Annotated in this window: 25 protein-coding genes and 1 tRNA gene; 13 read left to right on the top strand and 13 right to left on the bottom strand. The window is 65.4% G+C overall.

Annotation, left to right across the window (positions count from 1 at the left end; all coding sequences use genetic code 11):
* Positions 1 to 108: 108 nt before the first annotated feature.
* The 3 genes from ACSR1C_RS06715 to ACSR1C_RS06705 form a co-directional block, all read right to left on the bottom strand.
* Complete coding sequence (locus ACSR1C_RS06715; protein WP_460258559.1) at positions 109 to 1,167, bottom strand: hypothetical protein; 1,059 nt, start codon at positions 1,165 to 1,167, stop codon at positions 109 to 111.
* A gap of 238 nt (positions 1,168 to 1,405) precedes the next feature.
* Positions 1,406 to 1,480: transfer RNA gene (locus tag ACSR1C_RS06710), tRNA-Asn, on the bottom strand.
* 71 nt (positions 1,481 to 1,551) lie between these two features.
* Complete coding sequence (locus tag ACSR1C_RS06705; RefSeq protein WP_460258558.1) at positions 1,552 to 2,454, bottom strand: MBL fold metallo-hydrolase; 903 nt, start codon at positions 2,452 to 2,454, stop codon at positions 1,552 to 1,554.
* Positions 2,455 to 2,498: 44 nt separating this feature from the next.
* Between ACSR1C_RS06705 and ACSR1C_RS06700 the strand changes: the two genes are divergently transcribed.
* A complete protein-coding gene (locus ACSR1C_RS06700) occupies positions 2,499 to 3,818 on the top strand; it encodes an ATP-binding protein (protein WP_460258557.1) in 1,320 nt (439 codons plus the stop codon).
* Positions 3,819 to 3,827: 9 nt separating this feature from the next.
* Here ACSR1C_RS06700 and ACSR1C_RS06695 read toward each other — a convergent pair whose 3' ends face one another.
* Genes ACSR1C_RS06695 through ACSR1C_RS06685 form a run of 3 tightly spaced genes read right to left on the bottom strand, consistent with a single transcriptional unit; the run spans position 3,828 to position 6,562 of the window.
* Positions 3,828 to 4,412, bottom strand: a complete 585-nt coding sequence (locus ACSR1C_RS06695) for a hypothetical protein (RefSeq protein ID WP_460258556.1) — start codon at positions 4,410 to 4,412, stop codon at positions 3,828 to 3,830.
* Between the two features lie 60 nt (positions 4,413 to 4,472).
* Positions 4,473 to 5,123 carry a response regulator gene (locus tag ACSR1C_RS06690; RefSeq protein ID WP_460258555.1) on the bottom strand — a complete coding sequence of 217 codons (651 nt, stop codon included), beginning with the start codon at positions 5,121 to 5,123 and terminating at the stop codon, positions 4,473 to 4,475.
* Positions 5,120 to 6,562, bottom strand: coding sequence for a cache domain-containing protein (locus ACSR1C_RS06685; protein WP_460258554.1), 1,443 nt, complete (start codon positions 6,560 to 6,562; stop codon positions 5,120 to 5,122). The genes ACSR1C_RS06690 and ACSR1C_RS06685 overlap by 4 nt, the downstream gene beginning before the upstream one ends.
* Positions 6,563 to 6,772: 210 nt before the next feature.
* On the opposite strand from ACSR1C_RS06685, the gene ACSR1C_RS06680 reads away from it, so the two are divergent.
* The 3 genes from ACSR1C_RS06680 (at position 6,773) to ACSR1C_RS06670 (ending at position 11,141) form a co-directional block, all read left to right on the top strand.
* Positions 6,773 to 7,855 carry a TRAP transporter substrate-binding protein gene (locus ACSR1C_RS06680; protein ID WP_460258553.1) on the top strand — a complete coding sequence of 361 codons (1,083 nt, stop codon included), beginning with the start codon at positions 6,773 to 6,775 and terminating at the stop codon, positions 7,853 to 7,855.
* A 64-nt stretch (positions 7,856 to 7,919) separates the two neighbouring features.
* A complete protein-coding gene (locus tag ACSR1C_RS06675; RefSeq protein WP_460258585.1) occupies positions 7,920 to 8,771 on the top strand; it encodes a TRAP transporter small permease subunit in 852 nt (283 codons plus the stop codon).
* 15 nt (positions 8,772 to 8,786) lie between these two features.
* Positions 8,787 to 11,141 (top strand): TRAP transporter large permease, encoded by a 2,355-nt coding sequence (locus tag ACSR1C_RS06670; protein ID WP_460258552.1) that lies wholly within the window; start codon positions 8,787 to 8,789, stop codon positions 11,139 to 11,141.
* Positions 11,142 to 11,245: 104 nt separating this feature from the next.
* On the opposite strand, the gene ACSR1C_RS06665 is transcribed toward ACSR1C_RS06670, so the two are convergent.
* The 4 genes from ACSR1C_RS06665 to ACSR1C_RS06650 all read right to left on the bottom strand — a co-directional run bounded on the left by ACSR1C_RS06665 (position 11,246) and on the right by ACSR1C_RS06650 (position 13,670).
* The gene (locus ACSR1C_RS06665) at positions 11,246 to 12,082 is read right to left on the bottom strand and encodes an arginyltransferase (RefSeq protein WP_460258551.1); all 837 of its coding nucleotides are present in this window, start codon (positions 12,080 to 12,082) and stop codon (positions 11,246 to 11,248) included.
* A gap of 79 nt (positions 12,083 to 12,161) precedes the next feature.
* Positions 12,162 to 12,623, bottom strand: coding sequence for an RDD family protein (locus ACSR1C_RS06660; RefSeq protein WP_460258550.1), 462 nt, complete (start codon positions 12,621 to 12,623; stop codon positions 12,162 to 12,164).
* Between the two features lie 64 nt (positions 12,624 to 12,687).
* A complete protein-coding gene (locus ACSR1C_RS06655; RefSeq protein ID WP_460258549.1) occupies positions 12,688 to 13,092 on the bottom strand; it encodes a DUF2852 domain-containing protein in 405 nt (134 codons plus the stop codon).
* A gap of 110 nt (positions 13,093 to 13,202) precedes the next feature.
* Entirely contained in the window at positions 13,203 to 13,670 is a 468-nt protein-coding gene (locus tag ACSR1C_RS06650; protein WP_460258548.1) for a YbaK/EbsC family protein, read from the bottom strand.
* Positions 13,671 to 13,763: 93 nt separating this feature from the next.
* Here ACSR1C_RS06650 and ACSR1C_RS06645 point away from each other — a divergent pair, with 93 nt between their 5' ends.
* Together ACSR1C_RS06645 and ACSR1C_RS06640 are read left to right on the top strand one after the other, a co-directional pair.
* Entirely contained in the window at positions 13,764 to 16,559 is a 2,796-nt protein-coding gene (locus ACSR1C_RS06645) for a bifunctional [glutamine synthetase] adenylyltransferase/[glutamine synthetase]-adenylyl-L-tyrosine phosphorylase (protein ID WP_460258547.1), read from the top strand.
* The gene (locus ACSR1C_RS06640; protein WP_460258546.1) at positions 16,556 to 16,819 is read left to right on the top strand and encodes a hypothetical protein; all 264 of its coding nucleotides are present in this window, start codon (positions 16,556 to 16,558) and stop codon (positions 16,817 to 16,819) included. The genes ACSR1C_RS06645 and ACSR1C_RS06640 overlap by 4 nt, the downstream gene beginning before the upstream one ends.
* A gap of 15 nt (positions 16,820 to 16,834) precedes the next feature.
* Here ACSR1C_RS06640 and eda read toward each other — a convergent pair whose 3' ends face one another.
* The 3 genes from eda to serS form a co-directional block, all read right to left on the bottom strand.
* Positions 16,835 to 17,476, bottom strand: a complete 642-nt coding sequence (gene eda, locus ACSR1C_RS06635; RefSeq protein WP_460258584.1) for a bifunctional 4-hydroxy-2-oxoglutarate aldolase/2-dehydro-3-deoxy-phosphogluconate aldolase — start codon at positions 17,474 to 17,476, stop codon at positions 16,835 to 16,837.
* A 117-nt stretch (positions 17,477 to 17,593) separates the two neighbouring features.
* A complete protein-coding gene (locus ACSR1C_RS06630) occupies positions 17,594 to 18,292 on the bottom strand; it encodes a hypothetical protein (protein WP_460258545.1) in 699 nt (232 codons plus the stop codon).
* Entirely contained in the window at positions 18,292 to 19,584 is a 1,293-nt protein-coding gene (serS, locus tag ACSR1C_RS06625) for a serine--tRNA ligase (RefSeq protein ID WP_460258544.1), read from the bottom strand. The genes ACSR1C_RS06630 and serS overlap by 1 nt, the downstream gene beginning before the upstream one ends.
* A 172-nt stretch (positions 19,585 to 19,756) precedes the next feature.
* On the opposite strand from serS, the gene yajC reads away from it, so the two are divergent.
* The 7 genes from yajC (at position 19,757) to ccmB (ending at position 25,236) form a co-directional block, all read left to right on the top strand.
* A complete protein-coding gene (yajC, locus tag ACSR1C_RS06620) occupies positions 19,757 to 20,083 on the top strand; it encodes a preprotein translocase subunit YajC (RefSeq protein ID WP_460258543.1) in 327 nt (108 codons plus the stop codon).
* A 10-nt stretch (positions 20,084 to 20,093) separates the two neighbouring features.
* Complete coding sequence (secD, locus tag ACSR1C_RS06615; protein WP_460258542.1) at positions 20,094 to 21,755, top strand: protein translocase subunit SecD; 1,662 nt, start codon at positions 20,094 to 20,096, stop codon at positions 21,753 to 21,755.
* Positions 21,756 to 21,765: 10 nt separating this feature from the next.
* On the top strand, positions 21,766 to 22,734 hold the full coding sequence (gene secF, locus ACSR1C_RS06610; RefSeq protein ID WP_460258541.1) for a protein translocase subunit SecF: 969 nt from the start codon (positions 21,766 to 21,768) through the stop codon (positions 22,732 to 22,734).
* The gene (locus ACSR1C_RS06605) at positions 22,727 to 23,479 is read left to right on the top strand and encodes a sulfite exporter TauE/SafE family protein (RefSeq protein WP_460258540.1); all 753 of its coding nucleotides are present in this window, start codon (positions 22,727 to 22,729) and stop codon (positions 23,477 to 23,479) included. Before secF ends, ACSR1C_RS06605 begins: the two co-directional genes overlap by 8 nt.
* Before the next feature lie 10 nt (positions 23,480 to 23,489).
* Positions 23,490 to 23,858 carry an Mth938-like domain-containing protein gene (locus tag ACSR1C_RS06600; protein WP_460258539.1) on the top strand — a complete coding sequence of 123 codons (369 nt, stop codon included), beginning with the start codon at positions 23,490 to 23,492 and terminating at the stop codon, positions 23,856 to 23,858.
* A gap of 110 nt (positions 23,859 to 23,968) precedes the next feature.
* On the top strand, positions 23,969 to 24,583 hold the full coding sequence (ccmA, locus tag ACSR1C_RS06595) for a heme ABC exporter ATP-binding protein CcmA (RefSeq protein ID WP_460258538.1): 615 nt from the start codon (positions 23,969 to 23,971) through the stop codon (positions 24,581 to 24,583).
* A complete protein-coding gene (gene ccmB, locus ACSR1C_RS06590) occupies positions 24,580 to 25,236 on the top strand; it encodes a heme exporter protein CcmB (RefSeq protein ID WP_460258537.1) in 657 nt (218 codons plus the stop codon). The genes ccmA and ccmB overlap by 4 nt, the downstream gene beginning before the upstream one ends.

The following is a 25,236-nucleotide window of genomic DNA, read 5'->3' as shown; positions in this document are numbered from 1 at the left end:
AAACAAATCACCAGGCGCGCGGCCTTCCATCAATCGGTCCAAGATGTCTTTATCGATGCTCATACGTGGGTCTCCTCTTCGAGCAGTTACCACGTCAGGGCACAAAATTCAGGATAGTCCCACATCACATGGATCAAACGCTGCGGACTCAGAGTTTACCACTTTAACCTGATCAGCACCATCCCCTGCGAACGGGTCCAAGGCGGGGTCCGCATCGGCGGCAACAGCCAGCGCGAATAGTGCAGACATGACTGCCGGAACCAGCACTTCTCCACGCAGGGTCATATACCCCGGTGAATGAATGCTGGATTCTTGGTCGGGAACTAAGTCGTCCTGCCCATGAACTTCGGCCGCAATGTCATATATAGAGACGCCATCGCCAAATGCGCCCTGACCGTTCTCAACTCTGCGACAAGCTGCGACCACTGCCATAACAAAAGCGTTGAAGTGGTAACTCTCGAACGCTGTGAACTCTTCATCGGTTGTTACGAAGCGAGCGAGGAACTCTTCGCCGATGATGACGTTCTTATATGCCGCGCCGAGCACTCGTTCGAATGAACGCGCTCTCATTGCTGTAAGTGCGTTTTGAGTTCTCAGCCCAACAGCAACCTGTGGATCGAGTTCTGCCTCGTTTACTTGTGCAAGCCATTTCACGCGACGAACGATGTATTTCCCGGCTATGAGGTTTTGTGGACCATCACGCTCCCATCTCTCGGGCTCACCAACAATCTCCCCGACAAGCGTATAAGACTTTTCCCACTCGCCTTCGTCATTCTTTATTATGCCGGGGCTTGGCACTACAACGAGATCGCCAATGTCTGCTTTGCGATAAAGTGCATTAAGCCATCCACGATTCAGCTCCCTTTTCGAACCCCAGCGGGCGTTGGAAAAGTCTTTGTCATCTACTTGCTGAAGTTCGGCTTTGAGATTATCCCCATTCGCATTGATAAGCGCCTGCTTTTCTTCTGATTTGGCAATCGCCGTCAGTGTTGCGTCGTCCTTCTCGTAGCCATTCCGACCGGGAAGCGGGATGCCCGGATTGTCCATGAAAACAACCGAATGGTCCTTCATCGCCTTAAAGTGCCGATAGCCTTGACCGGGAAATAGACGGTATGCGACATCATCTTCGTCGAAGACCCTAGTTTTAATATCAATAACAATCGACACGGCTGCCCTCTCTGCTCAAATTTACGTGAGGCTACCCCCAGAGGCTCCGCTAGTCCACAATCCACGATTGCCTGCGTTGAAGTTGCTGTCCACCGCACATCGGCGAACATCAAGCGAAGCAAGATGAAGATAGAGGTTGAGTCCTGCTCACGGTGGCGACTCCGTGGCGATTCATGCCGTAGGTAAAAGGTTGCGCACGACGTGCAGCTACCTAACTACATGATATAAATATATAAATTGGCTCCGGCGGTAGGGATCGAACCTACGACCAATTGATTAACAGTCAACTGCTCTACCGCTGAGCTACGCCGGAACACCGGGGGCGATATAGCAACTGACTGTGGCCCCGTCCAGAGCATTTCGTCAAGAAACTTCACATAAGCTTCAAACACGGAGGAAGAGGCTTCCGGCACTCAATCGACCTTCTGTCGAAACCATGTTTCTTCCTAATAAATCAATAAGATGCGCCAGAACGTTGCGGGTGGCGGCGGGCAACAGGGCCGGGGGCACATCGGTATAAATCCGTGCCGCCAGCGCGGCGGCCGTGGCCGGGCCCGCACCCAGGGCATCGAGGATCTGCGTCTCGCGGGTGCGGCGGTGGGCGATCAGGTCGGCCAGCCGGGCGGCCGGGTCGCGCACCGGCGCGCCGTGGGCGGGATAGAACACGCGGTCGCGCCGCGGCACCAGCCGCGCCAGCGAGGTCATGAAGGCGGTCAGGTCGCCCTCGGGGGGCGAGACCATCGAGGTGGCCCAGCCCATCACATGATCGCCGGTGAACAGCGCGTCGCCCCAGGCAAAGGACAGGTGGTTGGCCATATGCCCCGGCGTCCAGAGCGCGGTCACCGACCAGCCGTCGCCGTGCAGCACCGCGCCATCGGCCAGGGTTTCGTCGGGGCGGAACGCATGGTCCACACCTTCGCCGCCGCCCAGATCCGGCAGGCGCGCCAGATCGGGGCGCTGCCCGGCGGCGCTGTCGCCGAAGGCCAGAACCGGCGCGCCGGTGGCGCGGCCCAGATCGGGCACAAGGCGCGAATGATCGACATGGGAATGGGTCACCAGAATGTGGCTGATCCGCTCGCCCGGCGACAGCGCGCCCAGGATCGCGGCCAGGTGCGCGGGCGACGCGGGGCCGGGGTCGATCACCGCGACCGCGCCTTCGCCCAGCAGATAGGTATTGGTTCCCCGGAAAGTCATCGGTGACGGGTTCGGCGCCAGCACGCGGCGCAGCCCCGGTTCCAGCACCTCGGCCACCCCCGGTTGCGGGTTGAACCCGGCCTGTTCGTTCATCTTGCGCTTCCTTCTGCCGGGTGTGCCCGCTACGGTCTTACCCGATGAACATGGGATGGATCAAACGCGCCTTGCCGCGCAGCCTGTACGGACGGGCGGCGATGATTCTGATCGTGCCCATTGTCATCCTTCAGCTTGTGGTGTCGGTGGTGTTCATCCAGCGCCATTTCGAGGGGGTCACCCGGCAGATGTCGGGCAATGTCGCGCTGGAGGTCGGCTATGTGCTGGATCAGGTGAATGCGGCCCCGGACACAGAAACCGCGCTGCGGGCAGTGGCGCCGCTGGTGCGGGCGCTGGAGATGGGGCTGGGCCTGCCCGCCGCCGGCGCGGACGCGGATCAGCGGGCGCTTTACGATCTGTCCGGGCGCATCGTGATTGCGACGCTGCGCACCGCGCTGCCGCAGACCCGAAGCATTGATTTGAAAAGCAATTCCAAACTGTTGCGGATCGTTCTTGCGACACGGCACGGCGATATGGGGCTGACGCTGGAACGGCGGCGGGTCTCGGCGTCGAACCCGCACCAGTTGCTGGTGCTGATGATCGTCACCGGGCTGCTGATGACGCTGATCGCCTTCGTGTTCCTGCGCAATCAACTGCGCCCGATCAAGCGGCTGGCCCGCGCCGCCGACGCCTTCGGCAAGGGCCGGTCGGAGCGGTACCGCCCCTCGGGCGCGATCGAGGTGCGGGCGGCCGGAAATGCGTTTCTGGACATGCGCGCCCGGATCGAGCGGCAGATCGAGCAGCGCACCCTGATGCTGTCGGGCGTCAGCCACGATCTGCGCACACCGCTGACCCGGCTGAAGCTGAGCCTGTCGCTGGCCGACGAGACGCCCGAGACCGCCGAGATGCTGCGTGATGTGTCGGACATGGAGCGGATGCTGGATGCATTCCTCGATTTCGCCCGTTCCGACGCGCTGGACGATCCGGTGCCCACCGATCCGGCCGCGCTGCTGCGCCGGATCGCGGATCAGGCGGCGCGGGGCGGGCGCGAGGTGGTGCTGGGCCCGATGCCCGACGGGGTGCAGGCCATGCTGCGCCCGCTGGCGGTGGAACGCGCGGTTCAGAACCTTGTGAACAATGCGCTGAATTACGGCACCCGCTGCGCCGTGGGGCTGGAGGTCAGCGACCGGATGCTGCGCATTTCGGTCGAGGATGACGGCCCCGGCATTCCGCCCGACCGGCGTGAGGCGGCGATGCAGGCCTTTACCCGTCTGGACGAGGCACGCAACCAGAACCGCAGCCCCGGCGTGGGGCTGGGGCTGGCGATTGCGTCCGACATCGCGCGCGGTCATGGCGGGATCCTGCGGCTGGGGGAAAGTGCCACGCTGGGCGGGCTGAAGGCGGAACTGGTTCTGGCGCGCTAGCCGGGGCGCTTAGGTCTTGCCCATCCCCATCAGCCGTTCCAGGCTGACCAGCACATGCGACGATACCAGCGCCACGAACCCGGCCAACATGCTTGTCGCGGGGGTGGTGGCGATCGGGTTGCCCGGGATCGCGATCGCCCAGACGCAAAAAGAGATAACCGCCGCCATCAGCGGCCAGGACGGGAATGGCATCCCCGCCTTTTTCCGCCGGATCACCCGCCAGTTGACGAAGACAAAGAGCAGCACCAGAAACAGGCACAGGCCGAACAGGATCGGCCAGACCGGCAGGGTGCCGAATTCTTCGGTGACGATGCCCAGGCCCGACAGCCCGAAGATGTAGATCGCCACCACCTCGGACGGGATGTAGCGGCCCAGGATGTCCAGCGCGTTGGCGACGGCCGTGTCGGCGTCTTCGGTCGTGGCGGGCGCGGCTGCGGCGGGCCGGGGTTCGACAAGGCCGGTGATCAACCCATCAGGCAGTTTGCGCAAGGCGTCCGTCGGCGGTGGCCCGGTTCTGACGGTTACGTCGCGATCCGGTTTGCCGGGGGCCGCGTGGCGTTCCGCGTCCCGCTCCACCATGCGATAAATGGACATCTCAAATCCTCCATAGGTAAAATACAACCTGCGGAGGATAGGCGAGAATCGGCGCCCGACCTACGGCAAAAGGTCGACCCCAGTACCCTGCAGCACGCCGTGTTCCAGCGCATAACGGGTCAGCCCGGCGGTCGAACTGATCCCCAGCTTGCGCTTCAGGTTCTTGCGGTGGGTTTCGACCGTGCGTACCGAGATGTCCAGCGCCTGCGCCACCTCCTTGTTGGATTTGCCCTGCGCCAGTTGCAGCAGGATCGTCTGTTCGCGGTTGGTCAGCTGCTCGCGCCCGCCTTCGGTGCGGGGCGACAGCGCGGCCGCTGCGCCGGGGCACAGGTAGCGCCGTCCGGCCATTACCGTGTCGATGGCGCGCTTGATCTCTTCGGTGGGGACATCTTTCAGGATATAGCCCTTGGCCCCATGCGACAGGGCCGAGGCGATGTATTCGGCGCTGTCATGCATCGACAGGATCAGGATCCGGGTGGCGGGGCGGCGTTCAAGGATGATCTCGGTCGCGGTCAGCCCGTTGACCTGGGGCATGTTCAGATCCAGCAAGATCACGTCGGGGGCCAGATCGCCGACCCGGTCGATCGCTTCCTGGCCGTTGCACAGGGTGCCGACCACGGTCAGGTCGTCATAGGTTTCAAGGATCGCCTCGATCCCCTCGGCCACCATCGGGTGGTCATCGACGATCACGACCCGGATCGGTTGTGTCATGCGCTGGCCTTTGTGCTGCCTTCGGGGTGCAGCATATGCGTCAACGGGACCTGGGCTTCAATCACTGTTCCATTGCGCGAGGACAGAACCCGCAGGGTGCCATCGAGTTGTTCCATCCGTTCTTGCATGTTGCGCAGGCCCAGCCCGTTGCCGGTATCGCCGCGCCCTTGGGCGGCTGCGATGCCGTGGCCGTTATCTTCGATCCGCAGCCGCGCGCCTTCCTTGTCGCCGCGCACCCGCAGCGTGACCTTGCTGGCGCCGGAATGGCGCTCGATATTGGTCAGCGCCTCTTGCGCGATCCGGTAAAGCGCGATCCTGGCTTCCTGATCCAGCCGGTTGCGGAACACCACGGTCGCGAAATCGGTCTCGATCCCGGTGCGTTTCTGGAAGTCCTCGGTCAGCGCCTGAAGTGCGGGGCCGAGGCCCAGATCGTCCAGCACGCCGGGGCGCAGATCGCGGCTGATGCGGCGCACCTCCTGGATCGCGCCATGCAGGCCGGCGATGCTTTTCTCGACACTGTCGGCGACGCGGGTATCGCCCGAGGCCAGCCGCCGGCGCGCCAGTTCCAGCGTATAGCGCACCCCCAGCAGCATTTGCGAAATCGAATCGTGCAACTCGCGCGCGACGCGGCCGCGCTCCTCTTCCTGGGTGTCGAAGATGCGCTGCGTCAGCGCCTTGAGCTTGGTATCGGCCAGCCGGCGTTCGCGGATATTGATGACCAGCCCGGACAGGAACACCAGCAGCACCGCCAGCAGGGTGATCGCCCCGATCCATCGAAAGGTGCGGGCGATGCGGGCCTCGGTCTGGGCGCGGGCGGTGGCGACGGTGTCCAGGATGTCGTCGATGAAAATCCCGGTGCCGACCGCCCATTTCCAATCCTGCAACCCGATCACATAGGACACCATCAGCGCCTCTTCGCCGGTCGAGGGCTTGCGCCACAGATAGCTGTGATAGCCGCCGCCGGTGCGCGCGATGGCGATCAGCTGATCCACCACCGGGGTGCCTGTGCTGTCGGTCAGCCCGGCCCAGTTGCTGTTGATGAATTCGGTCTGGCGCGGGCTGACAAGGTTCGTGCCGGCATAGTCGTAGACGAAGAAATAGCCGTCCTGCCCGTACAGCATCGCCGCCAGGATCTGGATGACCTTTTCCTGCGCCGCCACGTCGTCGGGCGGGGCGTTGCCATACACCGCGCCATAGGCGGTGCGCGCCAGCGACAGGTAGTTTTTCAGTTCGGCTTTCTTGGCGTCAATCAGTTGGGTTTGCAGCGAAGCGATCTCGCGTTCGGCCATCTGGCGCGACTGTTGCACCACCAGCACCGAAATCGCCGCCACCGCCAGCAACAGCGGCAACGTCGCCAAAAGAAACAGCTTTTGTGCGTAAGACGGCCGCAGCCATGTGCCGATACGCTGCACCCGATGATCGCCCCTGTTGCCGGTCATGTCCGACTCGCAGGATGGAACCTTGGCCCGCCGCCGTCAATTCCTCGCAATATGCTTATTTTATGGGCGCAAATGGCCTCTGTATTCACATGTTTTCGGGCGCTCTACGCATTATTTGGTATTTATTCGGCGAATTGCTGCCGCTAGGGTTCGGCCCACAATACGATCCGCCCGCCGAAGGGTGGGCATTCATTCGGGAGGAGAAACCAAATGGATCGCCGTTCTTTTCTGAGGACTTCTGCGCTGGGCGGCTCTGCCGCTGCTGCGTCCACTCTGGCCGCACCGGCCTATGCACAGGGCAAACGCACGCTGACCATGGTGACGACCTGGGGTCGCGGCCTGGCCGGTGTGCATGACGCCGCACAGCGTTGTGCCGACATGGTCACCGCGATGAGCGACGGGGCGCTGACGGTCGACCTCAAGGCCGCGGGCGAACTGGTGGGCGCGTTCGAAGTGTTCGACGCCGTATCGTCGGGCCAGGCCGACATGTATCACGGGGTGGACTACTACTTCCTTGGCCAGCATCCGGCCCTGTCCTTCTTTTCGGCCATTCCCTTCGGGATGACCGCGCAGGAGCTGAACAACTGGTATTATCATCAGGACGGTCAGCAACTGCAGGATCAGGTTTCCGAGATTTTCGGCCTGAAGACCTTCCTTGCCGGGAATACCGGCCCGCAGTCGGGCGGCTGGTTCCGCAAGGAGATCAACGGCCCCGAGGATTTCCAGGGGCTCAAGTTCCGGATGCCGGGCCAGGGCGGTCAGGTGCTGGGCAAGCTGGGCGCGAGCGTTCAGAACCTGCCGGGCGGCGAAGTGTATCAGGCGCTGGCCTCGGGCGCGATCGACGGGACCGAATGGATCGGCCCCTGGGCGGACGAAAAGGCCGGTTTCCAGGAGATCACCAAGATCTACTACACCGCCGGTTTCCACGAGCCGGGGCCGGGTCTTTCGCTGGCAACCAACCGCGACGTGTACGATTCGCTCAGCCCGGCCCTGCAGTCGGTCATCGAAAACGCGGCAATGTCGACAAATGCCTGGAGCCTGTCGCAGTTCATGGCGAACAACGCCTCGGCGCTTCAGCGTTTGCAGGCGGGCGGCGTCAAGCTTCTGGAATTCCCCGACAGCGTCTGGAATGCCTTCGGAAGCGCCGCGGCCGAAGTGGTCGCCGAGAACCTGGATGACGAATTGTACAAGGAAATCTACGACAGCTACATGGCGTCGATGAGAAGTTCCTCGCAGTGGATCAGCCGTTCCGAAGGGGCCTATTCCGCGCAGCGGAACCGCATTCTGGGCTAAGTCCCGCAACTTTGAAACGAATGCGCTCCCCGGTCCGGTTTTCGGGTCGGGGAGTTGCGGTTGAATTCCCGCGCCGGGCGGTGCGGCAGGGGCAGACGGGGGGCTCACTTTGGACTTGTCCGAAAAACAGACAATCATGCGCATCGCCTATTACGGCGGCTCGATAGAGTTCTTCGCCGTGGTGTTCGGCCTCTTCCTGGCGCTGACCGCGCTGGGCCTCTGGCGGCGCGAAATCATGTGGGGCGCGGTGCGGGTGCTGGAAGGCTTCGCCAACACGGTCGGGCGGTTCTTTGCCTGGGCCGGGTTGCTGATGGTGCTGCAGCAGATCGTGATCATCTTCCTGCAGCGGATTTTCCGGGTCTCCGAAATCTCGTTCGGGCCGCTCGGATACGCGTTCACCAAGGATCTGTCCTGGTGGTCGGAAGAGCTGAAGCTTTACAACGCGCTGATCGTCACGCTGTGTGCCACCTATACCTTCGTTCAGGGCGGCCATGTGCGGGTCGATCTGATCTATTCGGGCGTGTCGCACCGCACCAGGCGGCTGATCGACATGTTCGGCGCGCTGTTCTTCATGATGCCGGTGGCCACGCTGACCTGGATGTATGGCTGGTTCTTCCTGTGGCGCCACCTGATCACGCCCAAACCCTCGGCCTCGGACACGCTGGACAAGCTGATGATGAAGGCCCGCGCGGTGCGCTGGAACGTCGAGACGATCGGGTTTTCGCCCAACGGGTTCAACGGCTATTTCCTCTTCAAGGTGCTGCTTGTGGCCTATTGCGGGATGATCTTCCTGCAGGCCATCGCCTTCTTCTACCGCTCGTATCTGGAGTTCGTGGAAGGCGAGGCAAGCGCCGGGAAATATCTGGACAAAGACACCCTCGGCGCGGGTGAAGAAGCCTACGAAGGCACACACTAACAAGGGGCAGGGCATATGCTATTCGGACTTGATGGCGTCGAGATCGGCCTGATCATCGTCTTTCTGTGCCTCTTCGGGGGCATTCTTTCGGGCTTTCCGGTGGCGTTCGCCATCGGCGGGGCCGGGATCATCGCGTTTGCGATCATTGCCGGGCTGGACAGTGCCGGGTTGTTGATCCACCAGGCGGTGGATACCGGATCCGCGGCCTATAACGCGCTGATCGCACAGGGGTTGCATCCCGACAGCATCTCTACCTTCCGATACCCGGATCTGCCGCGCGAGGCGGTGCCGCTGTTCCCGCAGGGCTGGGAAGTGGCGATGGACCGCAACATTTCCTTCGTCGTCAACCGCATGAACGAGCGTGTTCTGGCCGGCCAGTCGATCGAGACGCTGCTGGCGGTGCTGATGTTCGTGATGATGGGGATCACGCTGGAACGCTCGAAGATCGCCAACGATCTGCTGACCACCATGGCGCGGGTTTTCGGCCCGCTGCCGGGCGGTCTGGCGGTGTCGGTCGTGGTGGTGGGCGCGTTTCTGGCGGCCTCGACCGGCATCGTGGGGGCCACCGTGGTCACCATGGGCCTGCTGTCGCTGCCCACGATGCTGCGCAACAGGTATTCGCCCGAGCTGGCCACCGGCGTGATCGCCGCGTCGGGCACGCTGGGGCAGATCATTCCGCCCTCGATCGTGATCGTGCTGCTGGGTACCCTGGCGGGCGATCTTTATTCCGCCGCGCAGGAAAACCGCGCCCAACTGGCGGGCTGCTCGGACGCGCTGACCTTTCTGGGGCAGGCGCCGGTGGTGTCGGTCGGCACATTGTTTCAGGCGGCGATCCTGCCGGGCATCATGCTGGCCTTCCTCTACGCCGCCTATGCGTTTACCTATGCGATGATCAAGCCGGAAAAGGCGCCGCCCGTGGCGTTCGAGCCCGGCACCGACGCGGCGGTGACCCGGCGTGAAACCCTGACCTGGTTCCTGTATGTGCCGCTGGCGCTGGTCGGGGCCGCGGTGCTGGCCGGATATCTGAATATCGCCGGCAGCCAGAACGTGCGTGTCGACAGCTTTTCCGACGCCAGCACCTCGGCCGTGCTGCGCACCAACGTGTCCGACCAGTGCAAGGCCGCGATGATCGAGCTGCACGGCCAGGAGAAATGGGACCTGGCGATCGAGCAGCAAAAAGCGATCAACGCCGCCGGTGGCGCGCAGTTCAGCCAGAAGCTGAGCGAAGAGCAGATCGCCGCGGCGCGGGTCGAAAAAATCGCTGCGGCGCCGGCGCTGTCGGGGTCGATCCTGACCGTTTTCGTCCTGCTGGCGCTGGTGCTGAGCGGCGCGCGCGGCGTGTCGCCTTCGGCCAACATGCGACCGCTGCTGATCGGGGCGGGGGGGATCGCGCTGGCGTTGATCGTCGATGCGCTGTTCATCCCGCCGACCGCCACGCCGGGGCAGACCTATGTGCGGCTGGCGATCCCGCTGGCGCTGACGCTGTATGGCTGCCGCTATGCGATGGGGCTTTTGGGCCGCAACGACCTGCTGCGCGTGGTGTTTCCGCCGCTGGTTCTGATCGTGGCGGTGCTGGGCTCGATCCTGGGCGGCATCACCAACCCGACGCCCGCCGCGGCGCTGGGGGCGGGTGGTGCGATCCTGCTGGCGGCGTATCGCAAGCTGCAGGAAGAGGACAAAAGCGGCCGCATCATCCTGTGGTCGGCGTTGGCGATCGTGATCATGATCCTGGCCGGGACCGGCTTTGATCTGCGGATCGGCCGCGACGACGTGCCGTTCGAGGATTGGGTCGCCTTCCTGGTGGCGCTGGGCGCCTATCATTTCGCGATGTTCGGCATCCTTTACGGCTGTTGGGTGCTGTTGCGCACCAAGGTGTTGGGCGTGGTGATCCGCGAGACCGCCAAGGTCACGTCGATGGTGTTCACCATCCTGATCGGGTCGCAATTGCTGAACCTGGTCGTGATCTCGTTCGGCGGCGAGCATTACATCCAGGGCTTCCTGCGCAGCTTCGACAACGAATTCACGGTGTTCCTGCTGGTGATGCTGGTGCTGTTCTTCCTGGGCTTCGTGCTCGATTTCCTGGAGATCATCTATATCGTCGTGCCGATCGTGGGGCCGGTGATCTATGGCGGTACGTTCGATCCGAAATGGGTGACGATCATGATCGCGGTGAACCTGCAAACCTCGTTCCTGACACCGCCTTTCGGCTTCGCGCTGTTCTATCTGCGCGGCGTGGCACCCAAGGAGGTGACAACAGCCCATATCTATCGCGGGATCGTGCCCTTTGTGCTGATCCAGGTGGTGGGGCTGGGGATTTTGTGGTTCTTCCCGGGGATCGTGACCATCGTGCCAAACCTGTTGCCGAACTGACGGCCCAGGGCAACAAAACGGCGGCGGTGGGTGGAAAAATCTTCACGAAGATTTTTCAGACCGAAGAATTTTCGGGAAAATTCTTCGGTGCGATGTCGGACAGGTCAGCCTTTGGTCGGGCGGGTGTCGGGCAGGGTGATCTTGGCGACCTGCTCGGCGATCGGATCGACCGACAGCGGGTGGGTCTCGGCGCTGTGCGCCTCGGGGTCGCCCAACGGCTGCCATACCCCGTTCTTGTAGATCTCCAGCGCCGCGAAATTCGCCTTGTAGCCCATCTTCGGGCTGCCCGGCACCCAATAGCCCAGATAGACATAGGGCAGGCCCGCCTCGCGCGCGATATCGACATGATCCAGAATGATATGGGTGCCCAGGCTGCGGCTGGCCATCTCGGGGTCGTAGAAGGAATAGACCATGCTCAGCCCGTCCTCCAGCACGTCGGTCAGGCAGACCGCGATCAGCCTGCGCCGGCGCGCGCCGGGCGCGACCGGGACGGCATATTCAACCACGCGCGTGCGGACCGGGGTTTCCTCGATCATCGCGGCAAACTCGAAGATATCCATATCGGCCATGCCGCCATCGGCGTGGCGCGATTCAAGATAGCGGCGGAACAGCGCGTATTGCTCTTCGGTGGCCCAGGGCGAGGTCGCCTGCCGCTTCAGTTCGGCATTGCGGCGCAGGGTCTTGCGCTGGCTGCGGGTCGGGGTGAAGTCGGCCACCCGGATCCGCGCCGACAGGCAGGCGCTGCAATCGGCACAGGACGGGCGGTACAGCACGTTTTGCGATCGCCGGAACCCTTGTTTCGACAGCGCGTTGTTCAGCTTTTCGGCGTAATCGCCCTGCAGCGCGGTGAACAGCTTACGCTCCATCCGGCCCGCCAGATAGGGGCAGGGTTGCGGGGCCGTCACATAGAACTGGGGCGCGATGGGAAGCGTGTGGCGCATGGGCCTGCGAAATCCGGGGCAGTTGGGGAAACGCTAGCAAAGCATCCGCGCCGCGCCAAGGGTTTTGGCGGTTTTCGGCCTATCCGGCGGCGGCGCGGTTGATCGCGGCGGTGCCCAGCAGGTGATCGTGCAGCCCCTGTGCCCGCCGCCCGGTCAGCATCAGCACGGCCGAGGCGATCTGCGGCAGCAGGAACGAGAAGAACACCGAGAACAGGAAAGTATGCAAAACCGCCATGGTCAGATCGAACCGCCGGCCGTCGCCGCGCCGCAGTTCCAGCGCGACAAGGCGCATGCCCCAGGTGGCTGACCCGCTGGCCAGCGTCACCACGCGATAGGCAAAGCCGATCACCGTGGCCAGGAACGGAAAATAGAACAACCCCGTAAAGGCGGTAAAGGGCAGCACCAGCACCGTCAGCACCACGATCAGCACGGTATCGACGACAAAGGCGACCAGCCGTTTCACCGGCACGTCGGCATAGAATTCGCCATGAAGATCGGGATCGGGCAGCCCCCGGAACGGATCGGTCATCATATGGGTCATATAGGGATCGCTCGCGCTTGGGAAAAGGGCCCGCCCCGGTGAACCGGGGCAGGCTCTGGGTGTCTTACAATTCGACCGGCGCGGCGGCGTCGGTATCGCGGGCCTTGGCGGCGCGGTCATCCATGAACTGGTCGAATTCCGACTTGTCCTTGGCGTCGCGCAGCCGTTGCAGGAAAGCTTCGAAGGCTTCCTGCTCGTCTTCGAGGCGGCGCAGGGTTTCGGCCTTGTAGGCGTCGAAGGCGCTGTTGCCCGACGACGTGAAGCCGTGGGTGTGGTGTGCGTGACGGGCGCGTTTGTGCATTTTGCAGCCGGTGAACATGCGTTTGCTCCAGATCATATAGGCCAGAAGGGCAAGGCCCAGGGGCCAGAAGAAAATGAAACTCAGGACCATGGCAGCGATCCAGGCGCCCTTACCGCGCTGATCGAGCCAGTTTTCGGCTTGTGAGGGCCAGGTGGCGACGGAACTCATGACTTACTCCCAGGTCAGAAGGTTGATGTGAATGCGTTTCACATCCTCAAGATCGGGATTGCGGGTCTTTGGGTCAAGGGTTGATGTAAATGTTTTTTACATTTTTCGATTTACTGAATGAAATCAGCGATTTGCGCGCCCGTCATTCGGTGCAGATCGGCCGGGGCGATGGCAAAGACGTGGCGCGGGGTGCCGGCGGCGGCCCAGATCGTGTCGAATTCCGTCAGGCGCGGATCCAGAAACGCGCGGATCGGGGACAGGTGGCCGATGGGCGTCACCCCGCCGATGGCAAAGCCGGTCTGCGCCCGGATCAGCGCGGCGTCGGCCTTGCCCAACGGCTCGCCCGCCAGGGCCGCGGCCTTGTCGGCGCAGACCTGATTGCCGCCCGCGGTCAGGAACAGGATCGCCGCCCCGCCGGCATCGCCGCGAAAGATGATCGACTTGGCGATCTGGTCGATGTGGCAGCCGGCCGCCTGTGCTGCCTCGGCCGCGGTGCGGGCCTGGCCGACCTCGTGCACCTGCGCGTCGATCCCCGCCGCCGTCAGCGCGGCTGTCACCCGTTTCAGGCTTTTGCTCATCCCGGCCTCCGTCATCCGCGCCGACTATTCCCGGCCCGCGCGGTCTGCGCAACCCCCGTTGACCGCACCCGCGCGGCGCTGCATCAACGGCACATGACATTCACCAGCCGCATCACCCGATCGCCGATCCCGTATGACCCCGCCCGCGCCGCCGATCTGCCGCCGCAACTGGCCGCGCTGCCGCCTGCGCTGCGCGGGGTGCTGGCAGGCACCGCCGGGTGCAGCCCCTATCTGGCCGGGCTGATGGTGCGCGAGGCGGACTGGCTGGCCGCCGCCCTGTCCGGCACACCCGAGGCCGCGTTTGCCGGTCTGCTGTCGGATGTGCGCGGGCTGGACCTGGATCAGCTCAAACCCGGCCTGCGCCGTGCCAAGCGGCGCGCTGCGGTGCTGATCGCGCTGGCTGATCTGGCCGGGGTCTGGCCGCTGGAAACCGTCACCGGCGCGCTGACCGATCTGGCCGATCTGTGCATCGACACCACGCTGACGCGGCTGATCTCGGCGGAAATCGCGCGCGGCAAACTGCCCGGCATGGGCACGGATGACATCGCGACGGCGGGCGGCATGGTGGTGCTGGCCATGGGCAAGCAGGGCGCGCACGAGCTGAATTATTCCTCGGATATCGACCTGATCTGCCTGTTCGATCAGGATCGTTTCGACCCCGCCGATTTTCACGACGCCCGCGCGGGGTTCATCCGCGTCACCCGCAAGTTGACCGCCGTTTTGTCGGACCTGACCGGCGACGGCTATGTGTTTCGCACCGATCTGCGGCTGCGCCCCGATCCGTCGGTCACCCCGGTCTGTCTGGCGATGGAAGCGGCCGAGCGGTATTATGAAAGCCTGGGCCGGACGTGGGAACGCGCGGCGCATATCAAGGCCCGCCCCTGTGCCGGCGATCTGGCCGCCGGCCAGGCCTATCTGGACCGGCTGCGCCCGTTCATCTGGCGCCGGCATCTGGATTTCGCGGCGATTCAGGACGCCCACGACATGCGCATGGCAATCCGCGAGCATAAGGGGCTGCACGGCGCGCTGTGCCTTGAAGGGCACGACATGAAGCTGGGTCAGGGCGGCATCCGCGAGATCGAGTTCTTTACCCAGACCCGCCAGATCATCGCTGGCGGGCGCGATCCCGATCTGCGGGTGCGCGGCACCTGTGACGGGCTGGCGCGGCTGGCCGACAAGGGCTGGGTGCCCGGCGATGTGGCCGCGACCCTGACCGAAGATTACCGCGCCCACCGCGAGGTCGAGCACCGCCTGCAGATGGTCAATGACGCCCAGACCCATGCCCTGCCGACCAGCGCCGAAGGTTTCGACCGGATCGCGCGCTTCATGGGGCAGGGCGACACCGCCGCGTTTCGCGCGGGCCTGACCGACCGGCTGCGCCAGGTGGCCGGGCTGACCGAGGGGTTCTTTGCCCCCGGCGCGGCCCCCGAACCGGCGGCGGTGCGGCTATCGGACACCGCCGCCGCGATCATCGCGCGCTGGCACAGCTATCCCGCGCTGCGTTCGCAACGGGCGGTGGCACTGTTCGCGCGGCTGCGGCCCGACATTCTGGCGCGGCTGCAAAAATCCGCCCGTCCGGACGAGGCATTGATGGCCTTCGACGGGTTTCTGGCCGGTCTGCCCGCCGGGGTGCAGGTGTTTTCGCTGTTTCAGGCCAATCCGCAACTGATCGACCTGATCGTCGATATCGCCGCCACCGCGCCCGAGCTGGCGCTGTACCTGTCGCGCAACGCGGGCGTGCTGGATGCGGTGATCGGCGGCGATTTCTTTGCCGACTGGCCGGGGCAGGAGGCGTTGCAGGCCGATCTGTCGGCGCAACTGGCGCGGGTTGGCGATTACGAGGGTCAGCTTGACACCGCCCGCCGCTGGGCCAAGGAATGGCATTTCCGGATCGGGGTGCATCTGTTGCGCGGCGTGCTGAACCCCGACGAGGCCAGCGCCCAATATGCCGATCTGGCGGGGGCGGTTCTGGCCGCGCTGTGGCCTTGTGTCGTGGCGGCCTTCGCCGAAAAGCACGGCGCACCGCCGGGCAAGGGCGCGGTGGTGCTGGGCATGGGCTCGCTCGGGGCCGGGCGGCTGACCGCGCGCTCGGATCTCGATCTGATCGTGATCTATGACGCGGACGGGGTTGACGCCTCGGACGGGCGGCGGCCGCTGGCGGCGCGTGCCTATTACGCGCGGCTGACCCAGGCGCTGGTGACCGCGCTGTCGGCGCCGATGGCCGAGGGCAAGCTTTACGAGGTCGACATGCGGCTGCGCCCGTCGGGGCGGCAGGGGCCGGTGGCGACGTCGTTTCCGGCATTTTGCGCTTATCAGCGCAACGAGGCCTGGACGTGGGAGCATCTGGCGCTGACCCGCGCGCGGCCGGTCGCTGGCGCCCCCGCGCTGGCCGAAACGGTCGAGGCGTTCCGCCGCAGCCTGTTGCGCGACAAGGCCGACCGGGCGACGGTCATCGCGGGCGTGACCGACATGCGTGCCCGGCTGGCCGGGGCGAAACCGGCCAAGGGCATCTGGGACGGCAAGCTGGGGCCGGGGCGCGGCCAGGATATAGAACTGATCGCCTCGGCCGCGGCGCTGTGCGCGGGGTCGCCCGCCACACGGCTGCCGGCGCAGTTGGCCGCCGGGGTGGCGGCGGGCGGGTTGTCGGCGCAGGACGCGGCGGCGCTGGCGGAGGCCTATGACCTGTTTCGTCGGGTGCAGGTCGCGGCCAAGCTGTTGACCGACGCGCCGCTGACCCCCGACCGGCTGGGCGAGGGCGGCTGCGCCTTTTTCCTGCGCGCCACCGGGGCGGCCAGTGCGCAGGCGCTGGCGCAGCGGCTGGAACAGGTGCAAAGTGACACCGAGGCGCGGATCGACGCGATCCTGAGCGGCAAGGGAGAAGACGCATGAACCTGCAGGAGGCGGACCCGAAGGGCCTGATCCGCGAGGCATACCGGATCGACGGGATCGGCCTGGCCGAATGCCGGACGATCTTTCTGGACTGGGCGATCAGCGTTATGGGCGACACCGCCCCGCAGCTGCGGCTGCTGATCGAGGTTTACGGCGCCGAGGCGCCCGATCACCCGATGACCGGCGTGCTGTACGGCGCGCTGGACGCGGCCCCCGCCCCGCAGCGGCGCGGCGGGCGGCGGGGCCGGATGAACGGCTGAGCCGCTGGCCGGGCGTTATCGCGGCAAGGCTGCGGCCTGGGCGGCCAGCGCGGTGATCGCGGCCCAGTCGCCGGCCTCTATCAATGCTTTCGGCGCGACCCACGAGCCGCCCACGCACAGCGTGTTCGACAATCCCAGATAGTCGCCCGCATTGGCCAGGCTGATCCCGCCGGTCGGGCAGAACCGTACCTGCGGAAGCGGCGCGCCGATCGCCTTCAGTGCCTTGGCGCCGCCCGCGGCCTCGGCCGGAAAGAATTTCTGGACCGTATAGCCGCGCTCCAGCAGGGTCATCACCTCGGTCGCGGTGGCGGCGCCGGGCAGGGTGGGCAGATCGGCATCCTCGCACGCCTGCAGCAGCGTCCCGGTGGCCCCGGGCGAGACCCCGAACAGCGCGCCCGCCTTGACGGCGGCGGCCACATCGGCCGGGGTCAGCAGCGTGCCCGCGCCGACCACGCCGCCGGGCACCCGTGCCATTTCGCGGATCGCATCCAGCGCGGCGGGGGTGCGCAGCGTAACCTCGAGCACCGGCAGGCCGCCCTTGATCAGCGCCTCGGCCAGTGGCCGCGCCGTGCTGGCGTCGTCGATCACCAGAACCGGAATGACAGGGGCAAGGCAGCAAAGCGCCTCGGTTTTCAGGCTGGCCTCGGCGGGGGTCATGGCGGGATCCTGGGGTTGGTGCGATTTGGTTTCGTGATACAGCAGTGTGCCGCGCGCGGGTAGGGCGTACAGCGATTTCATGCCTCCGGCGGGGATATTTGCGCGAAAAAGAAGCGCTCAGCGCAGGCGCAGCGCCAGGGCGCCGATCGCGGCGGCCCCCAGCGCGGCCAGCAGCGCGAGTCCGGTGGCGGTGCCGGCATTGGCCACCACGATGCCCACCAGCGCCCAGATCAGCGCGGCGGCGTATTCCGGGGCGCGGCGCAGCCGCAGCAGCACCAAAGCCCCGGTGGCCAGCGCCCCCAGCAGCGCGATCACCGCCCAGCCGGCGGGACCCGGCCCGATGTCCCAGCCCGCGCCGATCAGTGCCAGCGACACCCAGGCCGCGCCGGTCAGCCAGCCCGTATACAGCGCGACAGGCGCCTGCAACAGCCAGCGATCCTTGCGCGGGGTCAGGGCCAGCGCCCAGATCGCGGTGCCCAGCATCCAGAAGATCAGCACCGTGGCCCAGATCGGGGTGAAGCCCGCCACCCCGATCCAGGCCGTTCCGGGCCCGAGGCTGAGGATCAGCGGCAGGCGGCTGGGTTCCCAGTCGGTATCCCGGCTGCGGGTGAACAGCCCCGCGCCGGCCGAGATCAGCAGCCAGACATAGATCAGCCCCCAGATCGCGAAGGCATAGCCCGCGGGCTGCGCCGGCGCGTTGATCTGTGGCACCGGGAACAGCGCCGGGTCATAGCCCGAAAACCCGCCGGTCAGCGCCGGTGACAGCACGAAGAACAGCGTGGCGCAAAAGACCAGAACGGCGCGGATCGGATCCATCAGACCAGCGCCCCCTCGGCGGTGATGCGGGTCTTGCCGCCCAGCCACGGATGCAGCGCGGCGGGCAGGGTAACCGAGCCGTCCGCTTCCTGACCGTTTTCCAGCACCGCGATCAGGCAGCGCCCGACCGCCAGCCCCGAGCCGTTCAGCGTATGCACGAATTCGGGTTTGCCGCCGCCCGCGGGCTTGAACCGCGCATTCATCCGCCGGGCCTGAAAATCGCCGCAGGTCGAGATCGAGCTGATCTCGCGATAGGTGTTCTGGCCGGGCAGCCAGACCTCGATATCATGGGTGCGGCGCGCGCCGAAGCCGATATCGCCGGTGCACAGCACCACGGTGCGGTAGGGCAGGCCAAGGCGTTCAAGGATCCCTTCGGCGCATTTGGTCATACGCGCGTGTTCCGCCTCGGAGGCATCGGGATGGGTCACCGACACCATCTCGACCTTTTCGAACTGGTGCTGGCGCAGCATACCGGCCGTGTCGCGGCCCGCCGATCCGGCCTCGGACCGGAAGCACTGCGTATGCGCCACATAGCGGCGCGGCAGATAGCTTTCCTCGACCGTGACGCCATTGACGATATTGGTCAGCGTCACCTCGGCGGTGGGGATCAGCCACCAGCCATCGGTGGTTTTATAGCTGTCCTCGCCGAATTTAGGCAACTGGCCGGTGCCGTACATCATTTCCTCGCGCACCAGCACGGGGGTGATGGTTTCGGTCAGCCCGTTCTCGTCGGTGTGGGTGTCGAGCATGAACTGCGCCAGCGCCCGGTGTACCCGCGCCACAGCGCCCGACAGCACGACAAACCGCGCGCCGGAAAGCTTGGCCGCGGTTTCGAAATCCATGCCGTCCCGCACGGCGGGCAACTGGTAATGCTCTTTCGGCGCAAAGGCGAAAGCGCGCGGGGTGCCCCAGCGGTGCAGTTCCACATTGTCGGCCTCGTCGGCGCCGTCGGGGACGTCGTCATAGGGCAGGTTGGGCAGGCCCATCAGCAGATCGGTCAGGGCGGCATCCTCGGCCTTGGCCTCATCGTTCAGGCGGGCCACTTCGGCCTTCTTTTCGGCCACCAGGGCGCGCAGGCGCTCGAACCCGGCCTCGTCGCCGCGGGCCTTGGCGGCGCCGACCTCTTTCGAGGCTTTGTTCTGCTCGGCCTGCGCGGTCTCTGCCGCCAGAATCTTTGCGCGCCGCGCCTCGTCCAACGCCAGAATTTGCGACGACATCGGCGCATCACCCCGGCGGGAGAGCGCCGCGTCGAACGCGGCAGGGGTCTCGCGGATGGCTTTGATGTCGTGCATGGGGGGATCCTTGATTGAAAGTCATTGCCGTGCCCCCATATGCCCCAAGCGTGCGGCCATTTGAACAGTGAAATCGTCGCGTCCGCATCGCCTTGCCATCCCACCGGGCCGCAGCTAGGGTGCGCGCCATTCCGAAGGGCGGGAAACCGCCACAACACACGGGGACTATCATATGTTTGCAACGCCTGCCTTTGCACAGGTTGCCGGAGGCGCTGGCAGCGCCTTTACCAGCTTCGTGCCGCTAATCCTGATCTTCGCGATCATGTATTTCCTGATGATCCGCCCGCAGCAAAAGAAGCTGAAGGATCACAAGGCCATGGTCGAGGCGCTGCGCCGGGGCGATCAGATCGTCACCCAGGGCGGGCTGATCGGCAAGGTTGCCAAGGTAAAGGACGACAACGAGGTCGAGGTCGAGCTGGCCGAAGGCGTGAAGGTCCGCGTCGTGCGCTCGACCATCGCCCAGGTACTGAGCAAGACCGAACCCGCCGAAAAAGCCTGAGCTTTCCCACATGCTGAACATCCCCTTCTGGAAACGGCTGCTGATCGTGGGCGTCTGCCTGCTGGGGCTGGCCTATGCGATGCCCAACCTGTTCTACGCGCGGGTCGAGGGTCATAACGACGCGGTCAAGACGATCGAACAGGCCGGGTCCACCCCGGTGCAGGAGGCCGCGCGCGGCGCCTGGCCGGGTTGGCTGCCGTCGGGGCTGGTCAATCTGGGCCTTGATCTGCGCGGCGGCGCGCATCTGCTGGCCGAGGTGCAGGTGGGGGATGTTTATGCCGACCGGCTGGACGGCATGTGGCCCGATGTGCGTGACGCGCTGCGTGATGCGCGCGACACCGTCGGCACGATTCGGCGGCAGCCGTCAGATCCGGCCGAGTTGCGGGTGCGCATCTCGCGCCCCGAGGGGATGGCCGATGCGCTGTCGGCGGTGCGCGCGCTGGCGCGGCCGGTGGTGTCGCTGACCGGCGTGGGCCAGAACGATATCGAGGTGTCGGGCGAGGGCGACGTGCTGATCCTGCGCCTGAGCGAGGCCGAGATGCAGGCCACCGACGACCGCACCATCCAGCAATCGCTTGAAATCATCCGCCGCCGCGTCGACGAGGTCGGCACGCGCGAACCCACGATTCAGCGCCAGGGCGCCGACCGCATCCTGATTCAGGTGCCCGGCATCGGATCCGCCGACGAACTGAAGGCGCTGATCGGCACCACGGCACGGCTGACCTTTCACCCGGTGGTGGGGCGCACGGCGGAACCCGATCAGGCGCCCGGCGCGCGCAACATGATCCTGCCCTCGCTGGACGAGGCCGGCGTCTATTATATCATCGAGCAGACCCCGGTGGTCAGCGGCGACGAACTGACCGACGCCCAGCCCGGTTTTGACCAGAACGGCCAGCCGGTCGTGACCTTCCGGTTCAACCCCACCGGCGCGCGCAAGTTCGGCGACTATACGGTTGAAAACGTGGGCGCGCCCTTTGCCATTGTGCTGGATGACGAGGTCGTGTCGGCCCCGGTGATCCGCGAGGCGATCCGCACCGGGTCTGGCCAGATTTCCGGCAATTTCACGGTCGAGGATTCGACCCAGCTTGCCATCCTGCTGCGCGCCGGCGCATTGCCGGCCAAGCTGACCTTCCTAGAGGAACGCACCATCGGCCCCGAACTGGGCGCCGACAGCATTGCCGCGGGCAAGCTGGCCAGCATGGTGGCGGGCATCGCCGTGCTGACCTTCATGATGCTGAGTTATGGTATCTTCGGGGTGATCGCCAATGTGGCGCTGATCGTGAATGTGGGGCTGATCTTCGGCGTACTGTCGGCCATCGGCGCCACGCTGACCCTGCCGGGCATCGCCGGTATCGTGCTGACCATCGGCATGGCAGTTGACGCCAACGTGCTGGTGTTCGAGCGGATCCGCGAAGAGCTGAAAACCGCCAAGGGCCCGGCGCGGGCGATCGATCTGGGCTATGAAAAGGCGCTGTCGGCCATCGTGGATGCCAATATCACCACACTGATCACCGCCACGATCCTGTTCATGCTGGGCTCGGGCCCGGTCCGCGGTTTTGCGGTGACGCTGGGCGTGGGGATCCTTACCTCGGTGTTTACCGCCATTTACGTCACCCGGCTGATCATCGTGATCTGGATGGAACGCCGCCGCCCCAAGACGATCACGGTCTGAGGAGACAGTCATGCGCCTGAAACTTGTCCCGTCCGAGACCAGCTTCGATTTCTTCCGCCATGCGCGGTTCACCTTCGGGGCCTCGGTGCTGCTGGTGGTGCTGTCGCTGGTCGCCTTCTTTGCCTTCGGGCTGAACTTCGGCATCGATTTCCGCGGTGGCACCACGATCCGTACCGAAAGCACGCAAGCGGTGGATGTGGCCGTCTATCGCAATGCGCTGGGGGGGCTCGGGCTGGGCGATGTGTCGATCACCGAAGTGTTCGACGCGGGCTTTGGCCCGGACCGCAACGTGGCCCAGATCCGCATTCAGGCCCAGAACGAACAGGAAAGCATCACCCCCGAAACCATCGCCCGGATCGAGGCGGCGCTGACAGCGGTGGACAGCGCGGTCACCTTCCCCTCGGTCGAAAGCGTGGGGCCCAAGGTCTCGGGCGAGCTGGTGCAGACCGCGATCCTGGCCGTCGTCTTGGCGATGGGTGCGGTGATGATCTATATCTGGCTGCGGTTCGAATGGCAGTTCGCGCTGGGGGCTGTGGCGGCGCTGATCCATGATGTCATCGTCACGATCGGCGTTTTCGCGGCCTTGCAGATCAAATTCGACCTGGCGATCATCGCGGCGCTGCTGACGATTGTCGGCTATTCGATCAACGATACCGTGGTCGTATTCGACCGGCTGCGCGAAAACCTGATGAAATACAAAAAGATGGATCTGAAAGAGGTGATGAACCTCGCGGTGAACGAGACCCTGTCGCGCACGGTCATGACCTCGGGCACTACGCTGATCGCGTTGATCGCGCTGCTGGTGCTGGGCGGCGACGTGATCCGCGGCTTCGTCTTCGCGATGACCTTCGGCGTGGTCGTCGGCACCTATTCCTCGGTTTTCGTGGCCAAGAACATTGTGCTGTTCCTGGGCGTCAAGCGCGACTGGTCGAAGACCGACAAATCCGCGGGCACCCGGTTCGGCAACATAGATGCCTGAGGGTCTGGCCCTCGCGTTGCAGACCGGGGGCCTGCCTGTTCTTCTTTTGGTGAATCTGCTGGCGGGCGTGGTTTACGGCTTTGCCGGGTTCGGCGCGGCGCTTGTCTTCATCCCGCTGGCCAGTATCTTCGTGCCGCCGCAGATAGCGGTCGGGATCATGGCCGTGACCGCGCTCGGGTCGGCGGTGACGGTGCTGCCGCGCGCCTGGCGGCAGGCCGACCGGCCCCGGGTGTTGTGGATGCTGGTGCCTGCCTTTCTGACCCTGGTGCCCGGTATCTGGCTGTTGCGCAGCATGGATGTGCTGCCGTTGCGCTGGCTGATCTCGGGGCTGATCCTGCTCAGTCTGGCGGCGATGACGCTGGGCTGGCGCCGCCGGATGGCGCCGAACCGGGCCGCGCTTGCGGCGGTTGGCGGCGCGGCGGGGTTCATCGGCGGGCTGACCGGGCTGACCGGGCCGGTGGTGATCCTGTTCAACCTGGCCGGGGACGAACCCGTTGTCACCACGCGCGCCAATACCCTGAGCTTTCTGACCCTGCTCGGGGTGCTGATGATCCCGCAGCTTGCGGCGCAAGGGGTCGTGACCGGCCGGGTTCTGTGGCTCGGGCTGCTGGCGGCGCCGGTCTATATGGCGGGCACGATGATCGGTCAGGCGGTGTTCAACCCGGCCTATCAGAAGGTTTACCGCCTGCTGGGCTATGGGGTGATCACGGGCGCGGTGGTTGTCGGCCTGCCTTTATGGGATTAAGCTGACCGCCATGCGAATGAACGAAGTGATCTATAACGACGCGGTGCCGATCGACGGCTACGGGCCCGGTTTCTTCCGGGTCGGCGGTCAGGTGCATCATGGCGCCGTGCTGGTCAGCGATGCGGGCGCCGCGCCCTGGGGCGGGCTGACGGATGCGGCCCCCTTGCTGGCGCTGGCGGGCCGGGTCGATGTGCTGTTCGTCGGCACCGGGACCGAGACCGCGCATATCCCCGCCGCGCTGCGCGAGACGCTGGAAGCGGCCGGGCTGGGGGTGGAGCCCATGGCCAGCCCCGCCGCTGCGCGCACCTATAACGTGTTGCTGTCCGAGGGCCGGCGCATCGCTGCCGCGCTGTTGCCCGTGGGGGCGGTCGGGGATTAGATTTTATGCCTCCGGCGGGGATATTTTCGCGAAAAAGAAGCCCTGCGACGCTTTGTTTCAAAACGGAATTATTGCTTTGCCGCCAGCGCCGAATGGGCTAAGCCGACCGCATGGACCTGACCATATCCGACCTTGCCTGCGCCCGCGGCGGCATTCCCGTTCTGGAAGGGGTGGGTTTCACCCTGACCGCCGGCAAGGCGCTGCTGCTGCGCGGTCCGAACGGAATTGGGAAAACCACGCTGCTGCGCACCCTTGCGGGGTTGCAGCCGCCGCTGTCGGGCACCATTTCCGCGCCGCGGGAAAGCATGACCTACGCCGCCCATGCCGATGGGCTGAAGGCCACGCTGAGCGTGGCCGAAAACCTGACATTCTGGGCCCGGATTTTCGGCACCTCGGGCATCGACCATGCGCTGCGCGATTTCAACCTGACCGAATTGGCCAACCGGCAGGCGCAGAACCTGTCGGCCGGGCAGAAGCGGCGGCTGGGACTGGCGCGGCTGCTGGTCACGGGCCGCCCGATCTGGATGCTGGACGAGCCCACCGTGTCGCTTGACGTGGCCTCGGTCGCGCTGTTCGGTCAGGCGGTGCGGCGGCATCTGGACGGTGGCGGCGCGGCGCTGATCGCCACCCATATCGATCTGGGGTTCGACGCGCAGGTGCTGGACCTGACCCCGTTCAAGGCGGTTCCGCGCGAGATGGACGATTTCGACGAGGCCTTCCTGTGATCGCGCTGCTGACCCGCGACCTGACCCTTGCGATTCGCGCCGGCGGCGGGTTCGGCCTGGGGCTTGCCTTCTTTCTGATCGTCACCGTGCTGGTGCCGTTCGGCGTCGGCCCCGAAAGCGGCATCCTGTCGGCCATCGCGCCTGGGATCCTGTGGGTGGGCGCGCTGCTGGCCTGTCTGCTGTCGCTGGACCGGATTTTCGCGCTGGATTTCGAGGACGGCTCGCTCGATCTTCTGGCCACCGCGCCGATCCCGCTGGAAGGGGTGGTCGCGATGAAGGCGGCGGCGCATTGGGTCACGACCGGCCTGCCGCTGGTACTGGCCGCGCCGGTGTTGGGCACGCTGCTGAACCTAGACCCGGCCGGGTTCGGCTGGCTGATGCTGAGCCTCGGGCTGGGCACGCCCGCGCTGTCGGTGATCGGCACGTTCGGCGCGGCGCTGACCGTGGGGCTGAAGCGCGGGGGGCTGCTGATGTCGCTGCTGGTGCTGCCGCTTTATGTGCCGACGCTGATCTTCGGCGCCGAGACCGTCAAGCGCGGCGCGGGCGGGCTGGCCACCGCCACGCCGGCGCTGATGCTGGGCGGGATCACCCTGGCCACCTGTGCGCTGCTGCCGTTCGCCGCAGCCGCCGCGATTCGGGTGAACCTGCGATGA

This window comes from Actibacterium sp. D185-2 (assembly GCF_054954595.1).
The sequence above is the reverse complement of the archived record's forward strand: the minus strand, read 5'-3'. Positions and strand labels throughout refer to the sequence as shown.

Coding starts and splice junctions, on each gene's coding strand:
- ACSR1C_RS06705 (WP_460258558.1), bottom strand. CDS start 2,454: ATGAACGAACAGGCCGGGTTCAACCCGCAACCGGGGGTGGCCGAGGTG.
- ACSR1C_RS06700 (WP_460258557.1), top strand. CDS start 2,499: ATGAACATGGGATGGATCAAACGCGCCTTGCCGCGCAGCCTGTACGGA.
- ACSR1C_RS06695 (WP_460258556.1), bottom strand. CDS start 4,412: ATGTCCATTTATCGCATGGTGGAGCGGGACGCGGAACGCCACGCGGCC.
- ACSR1C_RS06690 (WP_460258555.1), bottom strand. CDS start 5,123: ATGACACAACCGATCCGGGTCGTGATCGTCGATGACCACCCGATGGTG.
- ACSR1C_RS06685 (WP_460258554.1), bottom strand. CDS start 6,562: ATGACCGGCAACAGGGGCGATCATCGGGTGCAGCGTATCGGCACATGG.
- ACSR1C_RS06680 (WP_460258553.1), top strand. CDS start 6,773: ATGGATCGCCGTTCTTTTCTGAGGACTTCTGCGCTGGGCGGCTCTGCC.
- ACSR1C_RS06670 (WP_460258552.1), top strand. CDS start 8,787: ATGCTATTCGGACTTGATGGCGTCGAGATCGGCCTGATCATCGTCTTT.
- ACSR1C_RS06665 (WP_460258551.1), bottom strand. CDS start 12,082: ATGCGCCACACGCTTCCCATCGCGCCCCAGTTCTATGTGACGGCCCCG.
- ACSR1C_RS06660 (WP_460258550.1), bottom strand. CDS start 12,623: ATGACCCATATGATGACCGATCCGTTCCGGGGGCTGCCCGATCCCGAT.
- ACSR1C_RS06655 (WP_460258549.1), bottom strand. CDS start 13,092: ATGAGTTCCGTCGCCACCTGGCCCTCACAAGCCGAAAACTGGCTCGAT.
- ACSR1C_RS06650 (WP_460258548.1), bottom strand. CDS start 13,670: ATGAGCAAAAGCCTGAAACGGGTGACAGCCGCGCTGACGGCGGCGGGG.
- ACSR1C_RS06645 (WP_460258547.1), top strand. CDS start 13,764: ATGACATTCACCAGCCGCATCACCCGATCGCCGATCCCGTATGACCCC.
- ACSR1C_RS06640 (WP_460258546.1), top strand. CDS start 16,556: ATGAACCTGCAGGAGGCGGACCCGAAGGGCCTGATCCGCGAGGCATAC.
- eda (WP_460258584.1), bottom strand. CDS start 17,476: ATGACCCCCGCCGAGGCCAGCCTGAAAACCGAGGCGCTTTGCTGCCTT.
- ACSR1C_RS06630 (WP_460258545.1), bottom strand. CDS start 18,292: ATGGATCCGATCCGCGCCGTTCTGGTCTTTTGCGCCACGCTGTTCTTC.
- serS (WP_460258544.1), bottom strand. CDS start 19,584: ATGCACGACATCAAAGCCATCCGCGAGACCCCTGCCGCGTTCGACGCG.
- yajC (WP_460258543.1), top strand. CDS start 19,757: ATGTTTGCAACGCCTGCCTTTGCACAGGTTGCCGGAGGCGCTGGCAGC.
- secD (WP_460258542.1), top strand. CDS start 20,094: ATGCTGAACATCCCCTTCTGGAAACGGCTGCTGATCGTGGGCGTCTGC.
- secF (WP_460258541.1), top strand. CDS start 21,766: ATGCGCCTGAAACTTGTCCCGTCCGAGACCAGCTTCGATTTCTTCCGC.
- ACSR1C_RS06605 (WP_460258540.1), top strand. CDS start 22,727: ATGCCTGAGGGTCTGGCCCTCGCGTTGCAGACCGGGGGCCTGCCTGTT.
- ACSR1C_RS06600 (WP_460258539.1), top strand. CDS start 23,490: ATGCGAATGAACGAAGTGATCTATAACGACGCGGTGCCGATCGACGGC.
- ccmA (WP_460258538.1), top strand. CDS start 23,969: ATGGACCTGACCATATCCGACCTTGCCTGCGCCCGCGGCGGCATTCCC.